The 18,294-nt window shown below is 34.5% G+C and carries 16 protein-coding genes and 1 pseudogene; 11 read left to right on the forward strand and 6 right to left on the reverse strand.

Annotation, left to right across the window (positions count from 1 at the left end):
- Positions 1–86: 86 nt before the first annotated feature.
- Complete coding sequence (locus tag I583_RS14800) at positions 87–1,289, reverse strand: argininosuccinate synthase (protein ID WP_010762223.1); 1,203 nt, start codon at positions 1,287–1,289, stop codon at positions 87–89.
- Positions 1,290–1,653: 364 nt separating this feature from the next.
- Here I583_RS14800 and rplM point away from each other — a divergent pair, with 364 nt between their 5' ends.
- A complete protein-coding gene (gene rplM / locus I583_RS14805; RefSeq protein WP_303393681.1) occupies positions 1,654–2,100 on the forward strand; it encodes a 50S ribosomal protein L13 in 447 nt (148 codons plus the stop codon).
- 13 nt (positions 2,101–2,113) lie between these two features.
- Positions 2,114–2,506, forward strand: a complete 393-nt coding sequence (rpsI, locus tag I583_RS14810) for a 30S ribosomal protein S9 (protein ID WP_010762225.1) — start codon at positions 2,114–2,116, stop codon at positions 2,504–2,506.
- A gap of 146 nt (positions 2,507–2,652) precedes the next feature.
- Here rpsI and I583_RS14815 read toward each other — a convergent pair.
- Positions 2,653–3,219 (reverse strand): annotated as a pseudogene (locus I583_RS14815) (tyrosine-type recombinase/integrase); the annotation flags it as partial.
- 283 nt (positions 3,220–3,502) lie between these two features.
- Positions 3,503–3,901 carry a hypothetical protein gene (locus I583_RS16345; protein WP_010762227.1) on the reverse strand — a complete coding sequence of 133 codons (399 nt, stop codon included), beginning with the start codon at positions 3,899–3,901 and terminating at the stop codon, positions 3,503–3,505.
- Positions 3,902–4,122: 221 nt separating this feature from the next.
- On the opposite strand from I583_RS16345, the gene I583_RS14825 reads away from it, so the two are divergent.
- Positions 4,123–4,812, forward strand: a complete 690-nt coding sequence (locus I583_RS14825; RefSeq protein ID WP_010762228.1) for an ABC transporter ATP-binding protein — start codon at positions 4,123–4,125, stop codon at positions 4,810–4,812.
- Position 4,813: 1 nt separating this feature from the next.
- Positions 4,814–5,911, forward strand: coding sequence for an ABC transporter permease (locus tag I583_RS14830; protein WP_010762229.1), 1,098 nt, complete (start codon positions 4,814–4,816; stop codon positions 5,909–5,911).
- A 951-nt stretch (positions 5,912–6,862) separates the two neighbouring features.
- Here I583_RS14830 and I583_RS14840 read toward each other — a convergent pair.
- Both I583_RS14840 and I583_RS14845 read right to left on the reverse strand, forming a co-directional pair.
- Positions 6,863–7,732 (reverse strand): AraC family transcriptional regulator, encoded by an 870-nt coding sequence (locus I583_RS14840; protein ID WP_010762230.1) that lies wholly within the window; start codon positions 7,730–7,732, stop codon positions 6,863–6,865.
- 12 nt (positions 7,733–7,744) lie between these two features.
- Positions 7,745–8,845, reverse strand: coding sequence for a helix-turn-helix domain-containing protein (locus tag I583_RS14845; RefSeq protein ID WP_010762231.1), 1,101 nt, complete (start codon positions 8,843–8,845; stop codon positions 7,745–7,747).
- Positions 8,846–8,975: 130 nt separating this feature from the next.
- On the opposite strand from I583_RS14845, the gene I583_RS14850 reads away from it, so the two are divergent.
- The 5 genes from I583_RS14850 (at position 8,976) to I583_RS14880 (ending at position 15,177) form a co-directional block, all read left to right on the forward strand.
- Positions 8,976–9,893: an ROK family protein gene (locus I583_RS14850; protein WP_010762232.1), complete on the forward strand. Its 918-nt coding sequence runs from the start codon at positions 8,976–8,978 to the stop codon at positions 9,891–9,893.
- Between the two features lie 26 nt (positions 9,894–9,919).
- The gene (locus tag I583_RS14855; RefSeq protein ID WP_010762233.1) at positions 9,920–11,029 is read left to right on the forward strand and encodes an alpha/beta hydrolase; all 1,110 of its coding nucleotides are present in this window, start codon (positions 9,920–9,922) and stop codon (positions 11,027–11,029) included.
- 3 nt (positions 11,030–11,032) lie between these two features.
- Positions 11,033–11,842: a phosphatase PAP2 family protein gene (locus I583_RS14860; RefSeq protein ID WP_010762234.1), complete on the forward strand. Its 810-nt coding sequence runs from the start codon at positions 11,033–11,035 to the stop codon at positions 11,840–11,842.
- A 149-nt stretch (positions 11,843–11,991) separates the two neighbouring features.
- The gene (locus I583_RS16935; RefSeq protein WP_244264888.1) at positions 11,992–12,702 is read left to right on the forward strand and encodes a DUF6287 domain-containing protein; all 711 of its coding nucleotides are present in this window, start codon (positions 11,992–11,994) and stop codon (positions 12,700–12,702) included.
- A 984-nt stretch (positions 12,703–13,686) separates the two neighbouring features.
- Positions 13,687–15,177: a helix-turn-helix domain-containing protein gene (locus I583_RS14880; RefSeq protein ID WP_010762236.1), complete on the forward strand. Its 1,491-nt coding sequence runs from the start codon at positions 13,687–13,689 to the stop codon at positions 15,175–15,177.
- Between the two features lie 347 nt (positions 15,178–15,524).
- On the opposite strand, the gene I583_RS14885 is transcribed toward I583_RS14880, so the two are convergent.
- Positions 15,525–16,520, reverse strand: a complete 996-nt coding sequence (locus I583_RS14885) for a tRNA dihydrouridine synthase (RefSeq protein ID WP_010762237.1) — start codon at positions 16,518–16,520, stop codon at positions 15,525–15,527.
- A gap of 223 nt (positions 16,521–16,743) precedes the next feature.
- Here I583_RS14885 and I583_RS14890 point away from each other — a divergent pair, with 223 nt between their 5' ends.
- Positions 16,744–17,169: a MarR family winged helix-turn-helix transcriptional regulator gene (locus tag I583_RS14890; RefSeq protein WP_010762238.1), complete on the forward strand. Its 426-nt coding sequence runs from the start codon at positions 16,744–16,746 to the stop codon at positions 17,167–17,169.
- Positions 17,170–17,203: 34 nt separating this feature from the next.
- On the forward strand, positions 17,204–18,283 hold the full coding sequence (locus I583_RS14895; RefSeq protein WP_010762239.1) for an LLM class flavin-dependent oxidoreductase: 1,080 nt from the start codon (positions 17,204–17,206) through the stop codon (positions 18,281–18,283).
- The last annotated feature ends 11 nt before the right edge of the window (positions 18,284–18,294 follow it).

An 18,294-nucleotide genomic window follows, 5' to 3' on the forward strand; every position in this document is an offset into this window, starting at 1 on the left:
TAGGTGAATCGGATAACCTTATTTACAACACTGTAAAAGTTAACTCACGTATAGATTCAACCTAGAAAAAATAAGCGTATCAGTGATTATTTTTTGTGTAGCGATGCTTGGACTTCTGCGTTGACTTTGGTTGGAAGCCCCCATAGTTTGATAAATCCGACAGCAGCGTCTTGGTCAAAGGTATCGGCAGAAGTATAAGTCGCTAAGTTTTCGTTGTATAAACTGTTTTCAGACTTACGACCTTCAACGATTGCATGTCCTTTGAATAGTTTGACCCGTACTGTGCCATTTACGTATTTTTGGGTAGATTTTAAGAAAGCAATCAAGGCATCAGTTAATGGGTTGAACCATAATCCGTCATAAATGATTTGTGATAATTGATTTTCAATAATTGGTTTGAAATGGGCTACTTCACGAACAAAGGTCAAGTCCTCCAACTCTTTATGCGCAGTCATTAGTGTGATCGCTGCTGGACACTCATAGACTTCACGTGATTTGATCCCAACCAAACGATTTTCCACATGATCGATCCGACCAATGCCGTGTTTACCAGCTAAATCATTCAAGTCTAAAATTAAATCGGATAACAGCATTTCTTTTCCGTTGATTGCTGTAGGAACGCCTTCAACAAAAGTTAATTCGATAATATCAGCTTCATCAGGCGCATTTTCTAAGCTAGCAGTTAGCTCATATGCACCTTCAGGAGGTGTTGCCCAAGGATCTTCTAAAATGCCACATTCATTGGCACGGCCCCAAAGGTTTTGGTCGACAGAATAAGGATTGTCCAAGTCCGCAGGGACAGGTACACCTTTTTCTTTGGCATAATTGATTTCTTCTTCACGTGACCATTTCCATTCACGAACTGGTGCAATCACATTTAACTCAGGTGCAAGGGCGTTGATCGCGACTTCAAAACGGACTTGATCATTCCCTTTTCCTGTACAGCCATGAGCGATTGTGGTTGCGCCAGTTTCGTGAGCTAATTCTACTAATTTCTTAGCAATCAGCGGGCGGGATAAAGCCGATACTAGTGGGTAAGATTGTTCATAAAAGGTATGACCTTGTAATGCAATCAAAGCGAATTCCTGTGCAAATTCTTCCTTAGCATCAATCGTATAAGAAGCAGAAGCACCAACTTCTAATGCCTTATTTTTGATAAAATCCAAATCTTTCTTTTCACCAACATCTAAACAGCAAGCGATAACATCATAGCCTTCATCCACTAACCATTTGACAGCAACAGAGGTATCTAGTCCTCCAGAATAGGCTAAAACAACTTTTTCTTTCATGAGTAACACTCCTTATTTTCTAATTGTCTTTTTTGATTGTTCTCATCATATCACTTGAAAATGCAAAAATCAACACTTTTTATAAATAAATATACATAAAATTAAATATTTTAGGAATAATATACATTTTAGTTTTTAAAAGGCGCGTAATATACATTACGCATATTTAGGTATTTTCCATTTTGAAATTAGAAGTAAAATTTTTTAATCGTAAAAAATTAGAAGAAAAATAGTGGAAAACCTTAGAAATTCATTGACTTTACTAGTGATAGAAGGTATCATATTAAATGGTATTGTTTGCCCCACAATGAGCCCCGGAAACTCAAGTGAATGTCAAACATCGAATAGAAAATTGGAGGAAAGAATCGTGCGTACAACATATATGGCCAAATCTGGCGAAGTAGAACGTAAATGGTATGTAGTAGATGCAACAGATATCCCAATGGGACGTCTTTCAACTGTAGTTGCTTCTATCTTACGTGGAAAAAATAAACCAACATTCACACCACATGTGGATACTGGAGATTTCGTAATTGTAATTAATGCTGATAAAATCAAATTAACTGGTAACAAAGCAAGTGATAAAATTTACTACCGTCACAGCCAATACCCAGGTGGGTTGAAATCTGTTACTGCTGGTGAATTACGCGATAAAAACTCTCGTCGTTTAATCGAAACTTCTGTAAAAGGTATGCTTCCTAAAAACACTTTAGGCCGTAAACAATTTACTAAGTTAAACGTATACGGTGGAGCTGAGCATCCACATGCTGCACAACAACCAGAAGTATTAGATATTACTAACCTAATTTAAGGAGGGAAATTCATTGGCTCAAGTACAATATATCGGCACTGGCCGTCGTAAAAATGCAGTTGCCCGCGTACGTTTAGTACCTGGTACTGGTAAAATTACTGTAAACAAAAAAGATGTTGAAGAATATATTCCACACGCTGACTTGCGTGAAGTTATCAACCAACCATTTGGCGTAACTGAAACTAAAGGCGCTTATGATGTAATGGTAAACGTTAATGGTGGAGGTTACTCTGGTCAATCAGGTGCGATCCGTCACGGAATCGCTCGTGCATTATTAGAAGTAGATCCTGATTTCCGTGCTGCTTTAAAACGCGCTGGACTTCTTACTCGTGATGCTCGTATGGTAGAACGTAAAAAACCAGGTCTTAAAAAAGCCCGTAAAGCTTCACAATTCTCTAAGCGTTAATATTGCTTATATATCAACGTCTCAAGGCACTTTCCAAATTTTGGAGAGTGTCTTTTTTTATGCCTTTGGGTACGAAAATGGGTACGACTTTTTCAAATCAATTATTCTCGTAAGCGAAAGGTGTGAAGTGTGCTATCTTAGACCTGTTATTTAATTTGTACATTGGCTTGTTGCAATCGCTGTTCAAATTTCTCATAAGTAGATAAATCAACAATATTTGGCGTATTCACATAAACCTCTGTTGTTTTGGTATCTGAATGTGTTAAAGCTCTTGAAATTTGTTCCGTTGAAGCCCCACCTTCATATGCTAAGGTACTAAAGGTATGTCGCAACTTGTGAGGTGTCGCATGAGCTAAATGTTGATGTCTACGCTTCACGGAATTGATACGATAATTGAGATAATCAATGTGAACAGGAACGTTGATATTGCCTTTTCTATCTGTATAAGTAAAAAGAAATTGGTCAGAAGTTTGCTTAATACAAACTTTTAATAATTCTTTTGCTTGCTCTTTTTTCCACCTTGTTAAAAGCTCAATCAGTGAAGTTGGTAAATGGAATTTAGTATTTTTTCGTCCTTTTGTAGCAGTTAAATTTCCGATTTTGTCTTTACTCTGAACAAGAAGAATTGTCCCTTCTTTTAAATCAATGTGCTTCCACTGTAAGGCATAACTTTCACTTTTTCGGTCACCTAGATTCAATGTGAGTGTAAATAAAACATAATCTTGAAAAGTTAGAAAATATTTTAGCTATGCTGAAATCATTGCAATAAAAAATACTCAAGTGATACTAAATTTGATTTTTAATCTTATCTTTGGTATGATGATTGTGCAAAACGATACTATATTTTTATCAATGAAGCACAAAAACCACTCTATGGTGAATAGAGTGGTTTTCTTTTGCATTCTTTGCGACTACGAATGAGTGGGCTAGAAGCAACTTGCTTTTAGCCATTGTCTTTCATTATTGAATTTTTTTAAACTTTCTAAATTTAAAGTATTACCAGACTCTGTAGAAAAATTGCCAATAGTATGTTCTATTGTTAATAGGCCACCATCTTGATGGTTTTCGTTCATTATAAGTCCGGTTATAGTTGTTAGGAACTCTTATAGTTCTATACTGAACATTATACAGACCGCTCCAAGTATTACTCCCATAACGATCTTGATCTGCAATGTTTGGAACTGTTTCAACCCAAGCTCTTGAAATTGGACCTTGTGATTTAGGGATTTTAAAATCGTTCATAGCTTCCTCTGGACTAGAATAGTTTTTTTCCAATGATGAGAGTTTGTTAGGTATTTCTGTAGAAGCATGTACTTCTGTCTGACTACATAATCCAAATAAGAATACCCCGCCGTACATAGCTGATATTGCCAATGCATTTACCTTTTTTTTCATTTTTTTTCCTCCTTAAAAATAGTTTAAGATTTTTCATCATATATGTTATTATGTAAAGTATAACATATATAATGTTTTTATAAATAGCTTTTTGGCAAAAATGATTTTAAAGATATTTTTTTGAATGAAACTCTATTTTTTCTTTGCAACATTTTTTTAAGTTTTCTTCATGTAGCTGTTTGGGTAGTTGTTTTATCTCTGTTTTAAGGAAGGAGGAAGTTATGTTAAAAATAGAAAATTTATCTGTTGAACTATCGAAAAATGAAATTATTTCTGGACTGAACTTAGAGGTTTTAAAAAACGAAGTGGTTGGTGTCATTGCACCTAATGGTACAGGAAAAACAACGCTTTTTAGATCAATTGCAACCCTTATTAACCATAGTAGAGGGAGTATAACGATTAATAATTTTAAAGTTACTAAAGAAAGAGTGAATTATTTAAAACAATTCTTTTATTTTGAGAGCGCTGAAAGTTTGTACCAAAATTTGACAGTTAATGAACATCTTTTTTATGTGAAGGAGGTATGGAAGAGTGACATCTCTGTCGAAACAATCATTGATAAATTAAAAATGAGAGAGTATGCGAAAAAACGCATAAAGAATCTTTCTTTAGGCATGAAGCAACATCTTATTATTGCAATGTATTTGGTCAGTGATTGTCCCGTTCTTATTTTTGATGAACCCTTAAATGGACTTGACCCTTCTAGCGTCTCTATAATGATTAAGGTCATGAAGGAAATTCAAACAGAAGGGAAGATTATTTTGATTTCTTCACATGATTTGTACAATATAGAACAAATTTGTTCAAGAGTCGTTTTTATGAATGAGAAAAAGATTGTTTATGATACTGAAAATTTAGGTAATCTAAATTTGTTGTATAAACAAATTTTTGAAAAAGGAGGTCTTTTATAGAATGATTAAATTTGAAATTATAAAAATTGTTAGGGAAAAAAGCCTCTATTTACTGTTTTTGTTATTATTAATAATCTTGATTGCTCCTATTTTTTTTATGAATGGTGATCAGTCTTTTAAAAATAGTCAGTACGAACAGCGATTACAAAACAATAAGGTATTTTTAGAACAAACAAAAAATGATCCCACAGCCCGTAAAGTTATTGCTGAAGCAAAGCAAGAAAATAGTTATTTTGAAGAAGCCTTAGGTGCATTAAAAAACAACGATAACGAAAAGCTGTTACAAGTAGAATATAAATTAGAGGTTGCTTTACTAAACTCAATGAAAGAAGGATCTGTAGTGGCTGCTCCCCAAATAGAGCAGGAAAAAAAGGTTAGTGAACTTGATTATTTGATTTCCCATAAAATTGAACAAGTTGATTATTCGCTTAATAAAATTCCAGCGATGAACTATCTATATTATGTATTTTCTGATTTACTGCCCTATATGTATTTTTTATTTGTATCTTTTATTATCATTGCCAATTTTTCAACATTTGAAAAAAGAAGAAAAACGATTGATTTTTTCAATGTTTCCCCACTCGCTACTTCAAAAAAATTGTTAGTAAAAATTGTAGGAACAATATTTAGCGCATTATTGTTGATTTATATTAGCTTAGCTATTTCTTTTGTTGTCTCGGCATTAAAGAATGGAATTGGTAATTTTAATTATCCAGTATCAAAAATTACTGAGACTGGAAATGTTGAGATAATTTCGATTACAACGTTCATTTTCCAATGTGTTTTTCTTTTTTCTATATTGGTTATTTTCTTTTCCCTGGTTAGTTATTTCGTCTCGTTATTCACTGGAAATCTTATAATCAATATATTTTTGCTGATTTCATTTGTTTTTATTTCAAACTTTAATATCACTTCAAGTAAGTACAGTCTGACAAATCTTATGAACTTTCCTAATATAGTTATTGGAGGAACTGCGTATTCCCCGCTACCAAGTACAGAAATTACTTTTGGATTTTCTGTGATGAGTATTGTTTGTTATATTGCTGTGGTTAGTGTTCTTATCGGTATTACTTTGAAATTAAGAAAAGAGACTGTCTAAATGTATTTTCAACGAGGATGAGGCATGATTATAAAAATAGTCTTGTTCTGATTCACGTGTATTTTTGGGTACGTCTTGAGGTACGAGAGTTTTAAAATGTGCTGAAATCCATTAAAACTGTACCTATTAAAATATTACTCAATCCATTTCTACTAAAGGATTTTTCAACTCTGTCAAAATCTCTGACACACAACCAGGTCTTAAAAAAGCTCGTAAAGCTTCACAGTTCTCTAAACGTTAATATATCTTTATATATCAACATTTCAAGGCGCTTTCTCATTAAGAGAGGGTGCCTTTTTTTTATCATTTTAAGTTTATTGAATGCATAAAAAATGTAACTCTTCTAAATATCCATAAATTTTGCAAAATCATCCACTGTTTTTTTAGACTTTGTTTCAGTTACAGGAAGTTTATAGTGAAAGAAAAAAGATCAATGGGTTCAAGTAAGAGAGATTTTTTCAATTTTTAGCAAAAGAAAAGAAGACTTATTTTATTATATTCATACTGTTGGCATGACCTATGGGGAAGCTGCTAAAGAAATGAAAATTGAAGTTGGAACTGTAAAATCTATGTCTCAAAGAATAAAAAATAAAATTGATCGGTATTTTGAATTCGGACATCAAATTTCACTTTTCTAAAAATCTGAAATCTTGTAAACCATTCCCGCTTGTCTACGAGAGGGTTAAAAAAGTTAGACTATTCACACAAAAATAATCGTCTATCTAATGTTTCTCTTGATAATCATAGCTAAGAGCGTAAACGGTAGCGCACGAGACTTTTAATCTGGGAATCAGGTTCAATCCTTGATCTTGTCTTTATGTCATCCTACGGTTTAAATAAAAAGCTGTTTTTATTCATGATAGCTCCTCCGAAAGGTTATTGTAATCGATTACAAGGAAAGGATATCACGAATTTACTCATTAAAAAGGGCGGAAGCTATCGGAAAAAAGGTCATTTTCTGCCATTTTGTTTTTTTCGATAGTCCAATTGATATTTTTTTGGTGTTTGATGAAAAACATCTTCGAAGGTTCTTCTGAATGATTTCTCATTGGGGAACCCAACGATATCAGAAATCACATGAATTGGTTTGTCACTATGAAGTAATAGTTCTTGTCCTCGATTGATTCGAACCAACTGGACGTATTTCATAACACTTAATCCAAGACTTTTCTTAAAAAGTTTACTTAAGTAATTTGTCGATACGTGAAAATGATCAGCTAGGCTCCCGACAGATAATTCTTGCTGATAATTTTTTTGAATGAAAGAGATGATTGGCTGTATTTGACCTAAATGTTGCTGATAGACATTAGAATTGATCGGCATTTTTTCGCGGTGCATCCAATCTTTTGCCATTAAATAGATTAATTCGTAAGTTAAACGGATCAATTGCAGCTCTAAAAACGCTTCCGGTTCCCGTCTGACCAGATGATAAAATTGACTGAGAACTTCCCGTAATTGATTGAGTTGTGCAAGTTTTCCTGAAGGTAGATGATCAAAACGCATATACTCAAAGTTAGAAATCAGCTTACTTAAAAACTCATAAGGAATCTGGATCGTCAATGCTTCTAGATCAGCGCAATAACTGGAAACAGCACCGTGAACCTCTGCTGAATTAATGAATAAAATGGTGCCAGGTTCTGTTTGATATGTCACATTATTGATCGTATAGTTTTCGATTTTTCCAGAATAAGTGTAGGAGATTTCAAAAGAAGTATGCCAATGAGGTAACACCGTTCCTGCTGAATGATCCGCGCCATGAATAATCCAATTGACGGGGATCAATTCGTGTGTATATTCAATAAATTCATGCTCAAAAACCATAATTGCACCTCTTTAATTTTTTTCATGCCAATAGCTCTTTGGAGTCATATGTTCATATTTTTTGAATACTTTGATAAAATAACTCGCATCATTAAAGTGAAGCAAGGAACTGATCATATTTAAATCGTACTGTTTAAATTCCAATAGTCGTTTACTTTCTTCTATTTTCTGCTTCATCACATATTGATTGATAGAAAGCCCGACTTCTTTTTTAAACAATTTAGATAAATGAGGGACAGAGTAATTGGTGTAAGCCGCAATCATCGGGACAGATAAATTCGAGTAGATATTTTTATGGATGAACTCACATGTTTTTTTGACAGTGGTAGAGTACTTGATATAGTTGTATTTACGTACCTCTTTACAAAATAATAGGAGTATTTCTAATACGGGCGGTTGGGCTCCATGAAAGTGATTTTTTCGTTCAATGTCTTGAATCAAGTTGTCGCTTAAAGTATACGCTCGTTCATACGGAACGCCGCCTTTAATCGCATATCTTGTGGAAACCGCTACGGCTACAATTAAGATGTTTTTTTGATTTCTCAATTCTGATTCAGTTGAAAGTATGCCTGTCTGGCTATTTTTTTGAAAAGCGTAATAGTATCTTTTTAATCCTTCTTCATTACCGTTCATGACTTCGATAAACATAGCCTCTTCGCTTTCGAAATCGTGATGATACAGTTGTTGTTCGATTTGCTCACTTAGCACTTTTTCAATGATCGTTTCTCTTAGGTAGAGAATGTTTTGATTGAGAGACTGAACTTCTTTAGCTGTGAATTCTTTTTCCTTCATAAATAGATGAATGGTTTCAGAAATCTTCAATAACCGGTCGTTGTGAGAAATGAAATTGCCGACTTCATCATCAATGAATAGACAAACCAATTGATTTAACTCGTCGGTATCGTAAGCGAATAGCAGCAATTTCTGCTCTTTGAAATAATAATTATGAATGACACTTGTTTGCGTGATTATTCGTTGAATTTGTTTAGCTGTCAACTGATGATTCGTAAGATTCTTCTGGTGGCTGATCTGTCCATTTGTTTTATCCACAACAATATAAGAAAAAATAGCGATATCGGATAGATGATTCAAAAATTTTATAAGCGCTATCATCGTTTTCAGCTCCTTTGATATAAAAATACCATTAATCATAAAATTATACTATTATTTCTCTCTGAAATGAGTAGAATACAATTGAAAGCGCTGTTAAAATCTTTTCAAGAGATAATAGGAGGAAACCCGAATGACTGAATTAACCACTCATTTTTTAAGTATTGATATTGGAGGCACCTACATTAAGCATGCCTTAATTAATCGTAGTGGCCAAATTATTTTTGTGAAAAAAGAAGAGACACCAAAGAATATTGAAGAGTTCAAAAGCTGTTTAACTGGTATTCTTGATCAATACAAAGGACAAGTTAAAGCGGTAGCTGTTAGCTGTCCAGGTAAAATCGATTCAAAAGAAGGAGTTGTCTATCATGGTGGAGCGTTGGTTTACTTACATCAATTCCGTTTGAAAGAATTTATTGAATCTTATATGAACCTGCGATGTGCCATAATGAACGATGGCAAATCAGCTGCACTTGCTGAATTGTGGTTAGGACAATTAAAAGACATCGAAAATGGCGGTGTGATGACGCTTGGTACAGGCATTGGCGGCGGTCTTGTTTTAAATAAATCACTTCACTCGGGTAGCCATTTCCAAGCAGGGGAATTAAGCTTCATGCTCCTTTCAACCGATGCTCCAATCAGTTTAAAGACTGTGGCGGGAGCGAAAGGTTCGGCAGTAAATTTCATTCGACAAGCGTCAAACTTATTGAAGTTAGAAGACCCTTTAGATGGTAAAAAAGTATTCGAAGAATTAGAAAAGAAAAATGAATTGATTTATCCATTATTTGAAGAATTCTGTCGCAATGTGGTCATTGTCATCATGAATGTTCAATCAGTCGTTGATTTACAACGAATCGCTATTGGTGGCGGTATCAGCGCACAACCAATTCTTGTGGAAGAAATAAAGCAACAATATCAACAATTACTTGCCTCTGCTCCAGTGTTAGAGACGATGTTGACGCCAGTAGAAATTGTTCCTTGTCATTTTAGAAATGAAGCTGGATTGTTGGGAGCTTTGTATCATTTACTTGAAGAATTAGAAGAAAATTAATCATTTCACTTTTGGGAGGAATCATAATGGCACGGGAATACGATCTAAAATTAGTAGAAGCGATTAAAAATAAGCAATATACAGAAATACGTCGTGATGTGTCGGTCATCGTAAAACCAATTCCAGATTGCGATATTGATGGTGCGATGGATCCACGGGTGTATAAAGGGGCTAAAAAAATGAGTCTACTGATGAAATTTATCCCCAAAAGTATGCTGAAAATGGATGGTAGTCCAAAATCGATCAAACGTTTGCGAAAAATGTTTAATAGCGTAGATTCAACACCAATGGTTGAAGCAGACATTAAAGAAATGACTTTTACGATTAAAGCGGAAGATGGTTTTGATATTCCCATGACTCGTTTTCAATCGGAAAAACCGATGACTCATTCACCTGTTCTCTATTTTATTCATGGCGGTGGTTTCTTTGCTGGCAGTACGGATGTTGTGAGAGAAGCCTTGAGGTTATTTGTTAGTCAAACCAATATGATTGCGGTCAGTATCGATTATCGTTTAGCACCTGAAAATCCTTTCCCAATTGGGCATACGGATTGTTACACTGGCTTAAGGTGGTTAGCCGACCATGTGGAAGAATGGGAAGCTGATAAACGGAGTATTTTCGTCGCGGGAGATAGCGCTGGTGGGAACTTAACAGCCTATTGTAGTAACCGAAATATTGAAGAAAATCGTGACGATGTCTGTGGTCAAATTTTACTTTATCCGACGCTTAACATGGGTGGGATTAAGGATCAATATACTGAATTTGATATTGATCAGGATGTAGCGATTTACGCGAAACAAGCCAATGTTATTCGTCCCGGTATTGAGATTTTTGGTGAAATGACGACCAGTTTATCCGATATTTTAGGGACAAAAGATATTTTAAATAAATACTTAACACCCTATATGTCAGTCAGTGAAAAAATGCCAACAACGATGATCACTTCAGGAGAGCATGATTTCTTAACCTTTGAAAGTTTAGCATATGCTAAAAAATTGGTTGATTTAGGAGTGGATACGACTTTTACTTTATACAAAGGTATGGGGCATGCATACATTGATCACGTAGGAAATTATCCACAGGCAGAAGATTGCATGCAAGATATTAGTGAATTTATTAAGAAAAATAGGAGATAGAAGATGAAAAAACAAACAAAAATCTTTTTTGGTTTCGTTGCTTGTTTACTACTTATCTTTACTTTTACTGATTTACAGATTTCTGAAATGCTTTACAATCCAAAGAGCACGTTTGGTTGGTTCTTTGAATCGTTTGGAGAAGTGATTATCGCATTGATTGGTTGTTTTAGTACAGTTGGAATGATCAGAACAAGTGGGAAAAAATGGTCTGTTGGCACTATTCTATTAGGAACTCTATTTTTGTTTGATACCTTTATGGCAAGCTTTTTAATTACGCATTATTTAAAATTACCAACTTTTGCTATGGGGTTATTAGGAATTTGTTGCGTGATTATCTTCCCTTTAATTGGGTTTAACATTCAACCTGCTGATTTTGAAGTGGTTCGGCGAATAGCCAAAGCAGGTGTTGTGATTTCCCTTGCTCCGATCCTCATCGTGACGTTAGTCAAAATGCTGTGGGGACGGCAACGTTTCCGCTCAATGCTCGATCCAGCAGCCGAGTTTACGCCTTGGTATGTGATAAACGGATTTACCATGAATGATGATTTTATGTCTTTTCCTTCGGGACATTCGGCCAATAGTGCTACCATCATTTGGATCACTTGGTTACCGTTATGGCTAGAAAGATTAAAAGGGAGAGAGACGCTGCTATCTCTTATTTCTGGTATATGGATCATCTGTGTGATGCTAAGTCGTGTCATTATGGGGGCTCACTTTGCTAGTGATGTGTTAATGGGAGCGGCGATCGTGTTGTTTTTAAATATGTATTTAAAGAAGAAATGGTATCCTTCTATTGAATTTGGGACGCATTAAAAATTTGCATGAAAACAGGCATACCTTTGCCCATTTCTCGCAAAGCCATACCTGTTTTCTTTCGGTCAATGTAGACGGAACTCATAATGTATATTACTATGAGACTTATAACGATATACAAAAGACTTGGAGGGTTTGGTGTGGAAAAAATGAAGAGAACTATTTTGTTAGGTTTGAGCCTGGTATTTCTGGGGGTGCTAGTAGGGTGTAATAATTCCGGTAAATCAAGCGTGGATACGGCTACAACATCATCTAGCAGTAGAGAAACTACAGAGTTGACTACTAGTATTAAAGAAACCACAGAAACCACAGAACGAACAACTACGCAATCTAGCATAGTTCAGGAGACAAAAGAAACAGATGCATCACAGGAACAAGCAGGAGAAGAGCAAACAAACGAAGTCATTGAATCGATGGACCTTTCTCAAATTCAACAAGGTGATTTCACAAGCCTCAATGGAACTTGGGTAAATGGATTAGGGAATACAATTTTTGTGGAAAACGCTACAATGAGTTTTACAGACATTTCTAACCAGAAGCAAGCAGGAGAAATAACAGGGCTAAACGTAGATATTCCCAATCTAAACTCAGCAGATGGAACACCTAATTTAGTATCATATATGGGCGATAGTAACAAAGTTAAGTCCTATGAACAGCAATTAGGACTTGAAGAAAATCAAGGATTTATTTCTTTAAGAAGTAATCTCCCTGGTGCAGTAATCTATGTATCATTTTTGCCCAAAGGTGTAATGGGCGATATAATAGAGGGAGATATAAGCAGGGATAAAATTGTTGCGGTGGGTACGCAAAATACCGCGACATCAGTTCGAGCAGAGTATGTCTATTATAAAGCTGACTAAGTTGTTAGGATACCTTGATAACAAAACAGTGGGATATCTTATATGAAGTACCTACAAAAAGTGGGTGCTTTTTTTATACTGTTTTTTTCGTACTTACTAAATCTCGGTAGTAAAAAAGAAAAAGCGCTCTATTTCTAGATGCGCTTAAAACAACTATATAACCGTATTATTCTGATAAAGGCTCATTTGGTTTCACTTTATAAAACGTCCCTAAAATCTCTCGCACTTTATCAAGAAATCAAAAATCCTGATATCGAATTTCGATGGGATCAATTTGTGGATGACTTGTTCTTATTGCTGGATATGTATCAAATAATGATTCAACAAAAAGAAGCCAAATATGATTTTTAAGAGGTACTGATAGAGTTTGTACTCTCTTCTTTTTGAAAGAATATATCTTTTATATAGTATAAAAATGGCAGCGAGAACACCTGTAAAATGGTATTATGAGATTAATATTTCAACATCTTACTCAACTTATGACGGCTTTAGATAATTCTTTAGAAGAGGCTGCCTATTGTTATATCGACTATCTATTAAATCATGACATTCAGGTAGTTCATCCATGGTTATGGAAAGCGTATTTGAAATTGCATAGTCATGTGAGGAATGGATAAAGAGCACAGTTGTTAGAATAAAAAGTAGTTATTCAATCAAACGAATAATATACTATTTCAGATAAATGCATCAAAATGAATGAGGAAAATAAAAAGCCTTCAATTACTTGAAGGTTTTTTTGTCAGTTTTAAAATCGAATAGCTTAGATTCCTTGTTGAGATAAGTTGTATAGAGAGATTATTATTTTTTTTAGAAAAAATTTTAAAAAAAAAGGATTTTTAAATAAAGAAATGTTGTATCATGATAAATAAGTTTTTCAATAAAGTATTCTTAGAGTGAAAAAAAAGAAATTCGTTTAAAAATCTAATGTGTATATTTAGTATAGTGTGTTTGGAAAATGGATATAATAAAGAAGGTGACTAGAAAATGAGATTATTTTTAGATGATATTTATGATAGAAAAATGAAAATACTTAGCATGATTAACAATAGTAAACAAGAAGTAAGCATTAAAGATATTGTAAATGAAACGGGTTTAGTGTCAAGAACGGTTTCAATGATAGTTAAGCAATTTGAACAAGAGCTGGATGAAGATGTGTTTAAAGTTAACTACACGAATAACATAATTAAAAATGTTTACGCTACGAATATAGATATAAATGCGATAGGACGTAAGTACCTACTACAATCAATAATGTACAAAATCATTGAACAAATATTTCTTTATGAAAAAATTGATGTTAGCAAATTTTGTGAGACAGAGTATATAAGTCAGCCAACTTTTTCAAGGCGTAGAAAAAAATTAAAAAAAATTCTTCAAGAGTGTGGATTAAATCTATCCAGGGAAAATAGAATTATCGGAGAGGAATTACGGATAAGAAATTTTTATTTTCAATTTTTTTCTAAAGCGTCAAACACATGGTTATTTAGGCCACAAGAGTTTCACGAATTAAATGATTACTTTTCTCAAAGAATTGTTGAATGGGAAAACAAAAGTGTGATTCAACAGTATCATATTAGTTTAATTACGTATATTAGTATTGTTCGATCCAAACAACGAAATTTTACGAATAATAAAAAATTAATAGAACTCTCAAAAAAAAGGATAAACTCTCCTAATTTAAAAACGCTATTTGATTATTTCTCAAAAAGTAAAAATAAAACGAATGAACAAATTTGGTCTGAAGCAAGTGCAACATTGTTTATTCTTTATAAGGAAAAAATTTTTAACGACCCTTTAGAAGTAGAGCAGTATGAAATGTTTTTTTCAAAAGAGCACTTTTCTTTCATAGAACATAGTAATATTTTTGTCAAAAAAATTATAAATGCTTTTTTTGATGAATCGACTGATAGATATTTATATTTAAGAGTCAGGCAAGAGATCGATTTATATCATCTGATTGTAAAAACTTGCTTTATCGACTCAAAAAAGTTTGATTATGTTTATGATGAAAGAGTATATACGAACATGGATCAATTTGAAAAAACAATACGAGAAAAAACAATAAGGATTTTTCAGCAGTTAAAAAAAACACATTATAGTGAATTTTTTAAACAGATTCCTAAATATATCACAGAAACAGCTTTGATTGATTACATATATTTTTCCATTTACGCATTGTTTGTTGAGTTGAAAAATTCAGAATCCCAGTCTATTAAAATTTTTGTTCAAGATGCAGATATTACTATGAGTAATTTGCTAAAACAAAAAATCAGCTGCTTTTTTGGGAGTAAAGTAAAGTGTGTAGATCGATTAGATTTAAATCCAGATCTTATAATTACAGATACAAATATAGTCTTTGCTGACAAGCAAGTAGAACAAGTTTATATTAATAGGGTATCAGAATTTGATTTTTTGGTAGAAAATATAGAACGAAAGATACTAGAAAAACATAGTAAGGAAAAGAGGGAACTTTAAAATACATAAGAAATGATCATTCATTTTTAAAAGAAATATAGTTCTTTATTGAGCCGTCGATTATTTTGAATTGTTAAATAAGTACAATGCAAGGAAAAAATTTATTTGAAGCGATCAAAATTAAATAGAGCAAGTTAGCTAAGTATGCCTGATAAAGAGAATCGTAAAAATTAAATCAAGTATTATGATTGAACTTTGGACCAACTTATTCTTACTCTATATTTGTTTAATTCTATGCTTATCAAAAGTCCTTAAAGTCTTTTGATAAGCTTTTTTGAATCAATCTATGTAGATAAAAAAACACTCTCCATTTCTGAAAAGTGTATGAACTTTCATCATAACAAGAATTAATTCTCTAGTTGCTCGGGCAACGAATCACTTGAGTCATCCATGTAAAATGCCCCCAAAATCTCACGAACTTCATCCGTCGATTTCGTCCCCATCAATTTAACACGCAAATCACTAGCGCCAGGAAATCCCTTCACATAAATCTTAAAGAAACGGTGCAAACCAACGATCGAGCGTGGAACCATTTCTGCATAATGATCCTGTAAATCAAGTTGCATCTCTAATAATCCAAGCAACTCTTTCGGCGAATGCTCTTTTGGTTCTTTTTCAAACGCATATGGATTCTTAAAAATTCCGCGGCCGATCATAATGCCATCTACACCATATTGTTCTGCCAGCTTTAATCCTGTTCGACGATCAGGAATATCACCATTGATTGTAATCAGTGTTTGTGGCGCAATGCGATCACGGATTTCCATGATTTGAGGAATCAAGTCCCAATGGGCATCGACTTTACTCATTTCATTCCGTGTCCGTAAGTGAACAGAAAGATTGGCAATATCCTGCTTTAATAGGTGTGTGATCCAATCCTCCATTTCAGCAATTTCCGCATAGCCGATCCGTGTTTTTACACTAACAGGTAATCCACCAGCTTTGGCTGCTTCAATCAGTTCAGCTGCTACTTCTGGTCGTAAAATAAGACCGCTCCCTTTTCCGCGTCCGGCTACATTAGGGACAGGACACCCCATATTGATGTCGACACCTTTAAAACCCATTTCGGCTAATCCAAGGCTCATCTCTCTAAAGAACTCAGGTTTGTCACCCCAAATATGAGCGACCATCGGCTGTTCATCTTCGGTAAAAATGAGACGTCCACGCACGCTCTCCTTACCATCTGGGTGGCAATAACTATCCGAATTCGTAAATTCAGTAAAAAAGACATCAGGTGCGCCTGCTTCTTTGACAACATGGCGAAAGACAACGTCGGTCACATCTTCCATCGGTGCTAAAATAAAAAAAGGCTTTGGTAGTTCTGCCCAAAAATTATTCATCATTCTATACTCTCCACTCTATTGCTTTCGGTTATGTTCTGAAAAACATACTCATTATACTAATAATACTAGAAAGAATCAAAGGGAAGAACTGTACTTCAGCTAAGGTTAGTGTTAGTCGTAATACAAGTTAAAGATAGAAAGTAAAAATAGTTTGCTTATTTTTAGTAAGTATATTATACTAGCGTTATCAGTTTAGTTCTAAACTAAAGAGAGGTTCAGAAAAATGGAAAAACTATCACTTACAGAAAAAGTAAAATTAAGTTGTTGGATGTCCATCTTGCAGTTTGTTCAAAAGAGTAATCTTCAGTCCAATGAGTTTCTAAAACAATATGACCTAAATGCTTCAAAATTCGATATGCTTCATCAGATTCAGGAAAATCAACCAATCACGCAAAAGGAGCTAGGAGAGAAATTACTTATCTCCAAGGGTGGTGTTTCGCAAATGATCAAACAGTTTGAAGCGGATGGCTGGATCACACGCCAACAGGAGTGGAAGGAAAAATACATTTCCTTGACCGCTAGAGGGCAAGAACAACTAGATAATTGTTTTATTGCCCAAAGTAAGCTGCAAGCATCCGCATTTGATAATTTAACGAAACAAGAAGTCCTTCAATTAGCAAAAATCAGTAAAAAATTGATGAAATCATAACAATAGTTAGAGAATAAAAAAGGAGTGTAGGAAAATGAATAAAAAAATGAACGAAAAATTCGGAATCGATTCTTCAAAAGGCATGGAAATCGGGTTATATTCATTAGGAGATCACGTTAAAAATCCAATGACAGGGAAGCTGATCAGCGAGCAACAACGAATCAATGACATTATCGAAGCGGCAAAATTTGCTGATGAAGCAGGTATCGACGTGTTTGGTGTTGGCGAAAGTCATCAAAGTCATTTTATCGGACAAGCGAACCAAGTGATTTTATCGGCAATCGCAGCGCAAACAAAAGATATTAAAATTTCTAGCTCAGTGACAGTTTTAAGTACTAACGATCCAGTCCGAGTGTATGAAGAATATGCCACGCTAGATTTAATTTCAAATGGTCGCGCTGAAATCGTGGCTGGTCGTGGTTCACGTGTGGGTGTTTATGAACTTCTTGGATTTGATTTAAAAGATTATGAAGAATTGTTTGAAGAAAAAATGCACTTGTTAAAATTATTGAATGAAGCGGCACCAAATGAACGAATGAACTGGGAAGGTGCATTTCGTGCGCCGCTACAAAATGCAGAAATTTTACCTCAACCGCTTCGTGGCCAATTACCTGTTTGGCGTGCAGTGGGTGGTCCAGCAGATAGTGCTATCAAGGCTGGATTAGATGGTATTCCAATGATGTTGACGACATTAGCAGGACCTGCACCGATTTTCAAGCGGGCAGTGGATGCGTATCGTTTATCTCTAACAGAAGCAGGGTATGATGAAAAAGAATTTCCACTTGCAACAACAAGTTTATTTTATGTTGCAGAGACTGGTAGCCAAGCGCGGAAAGAAATGTATCCATTCTTAAATGCCGGTTGGTCAGCGATTCGTGGTGGAACGTATCCAAAACAACATTTTGCTCAATCACAAGATACCAGAGATACGCTAATGGTTGGAGGCGTCAATGAAATTATCGAGAAGATGCTTTATCAATACGAGTTATACGGACATCAACGTTTTATGGCGCAAATCGATTTTGGTGGTGTGCCGCTTGATCTAGTGAAGAAAAATATTGAATTGATTGCGACAAAAGTGATGCCGGAAGTTAAAAAGTATACCAAAGAATAAGGTGGGATTTT

Source organism: Enterococcus haemoperoxidus ATCC BAA-382 (assembly GCF_000407165.1).
Classification (GTDB): Bacteria; Bacillota; Bacilli; order Lactobacillales; family Enterococcaceae; genus Enterococcus_L; species Enterococcus_L haemoperoxidus.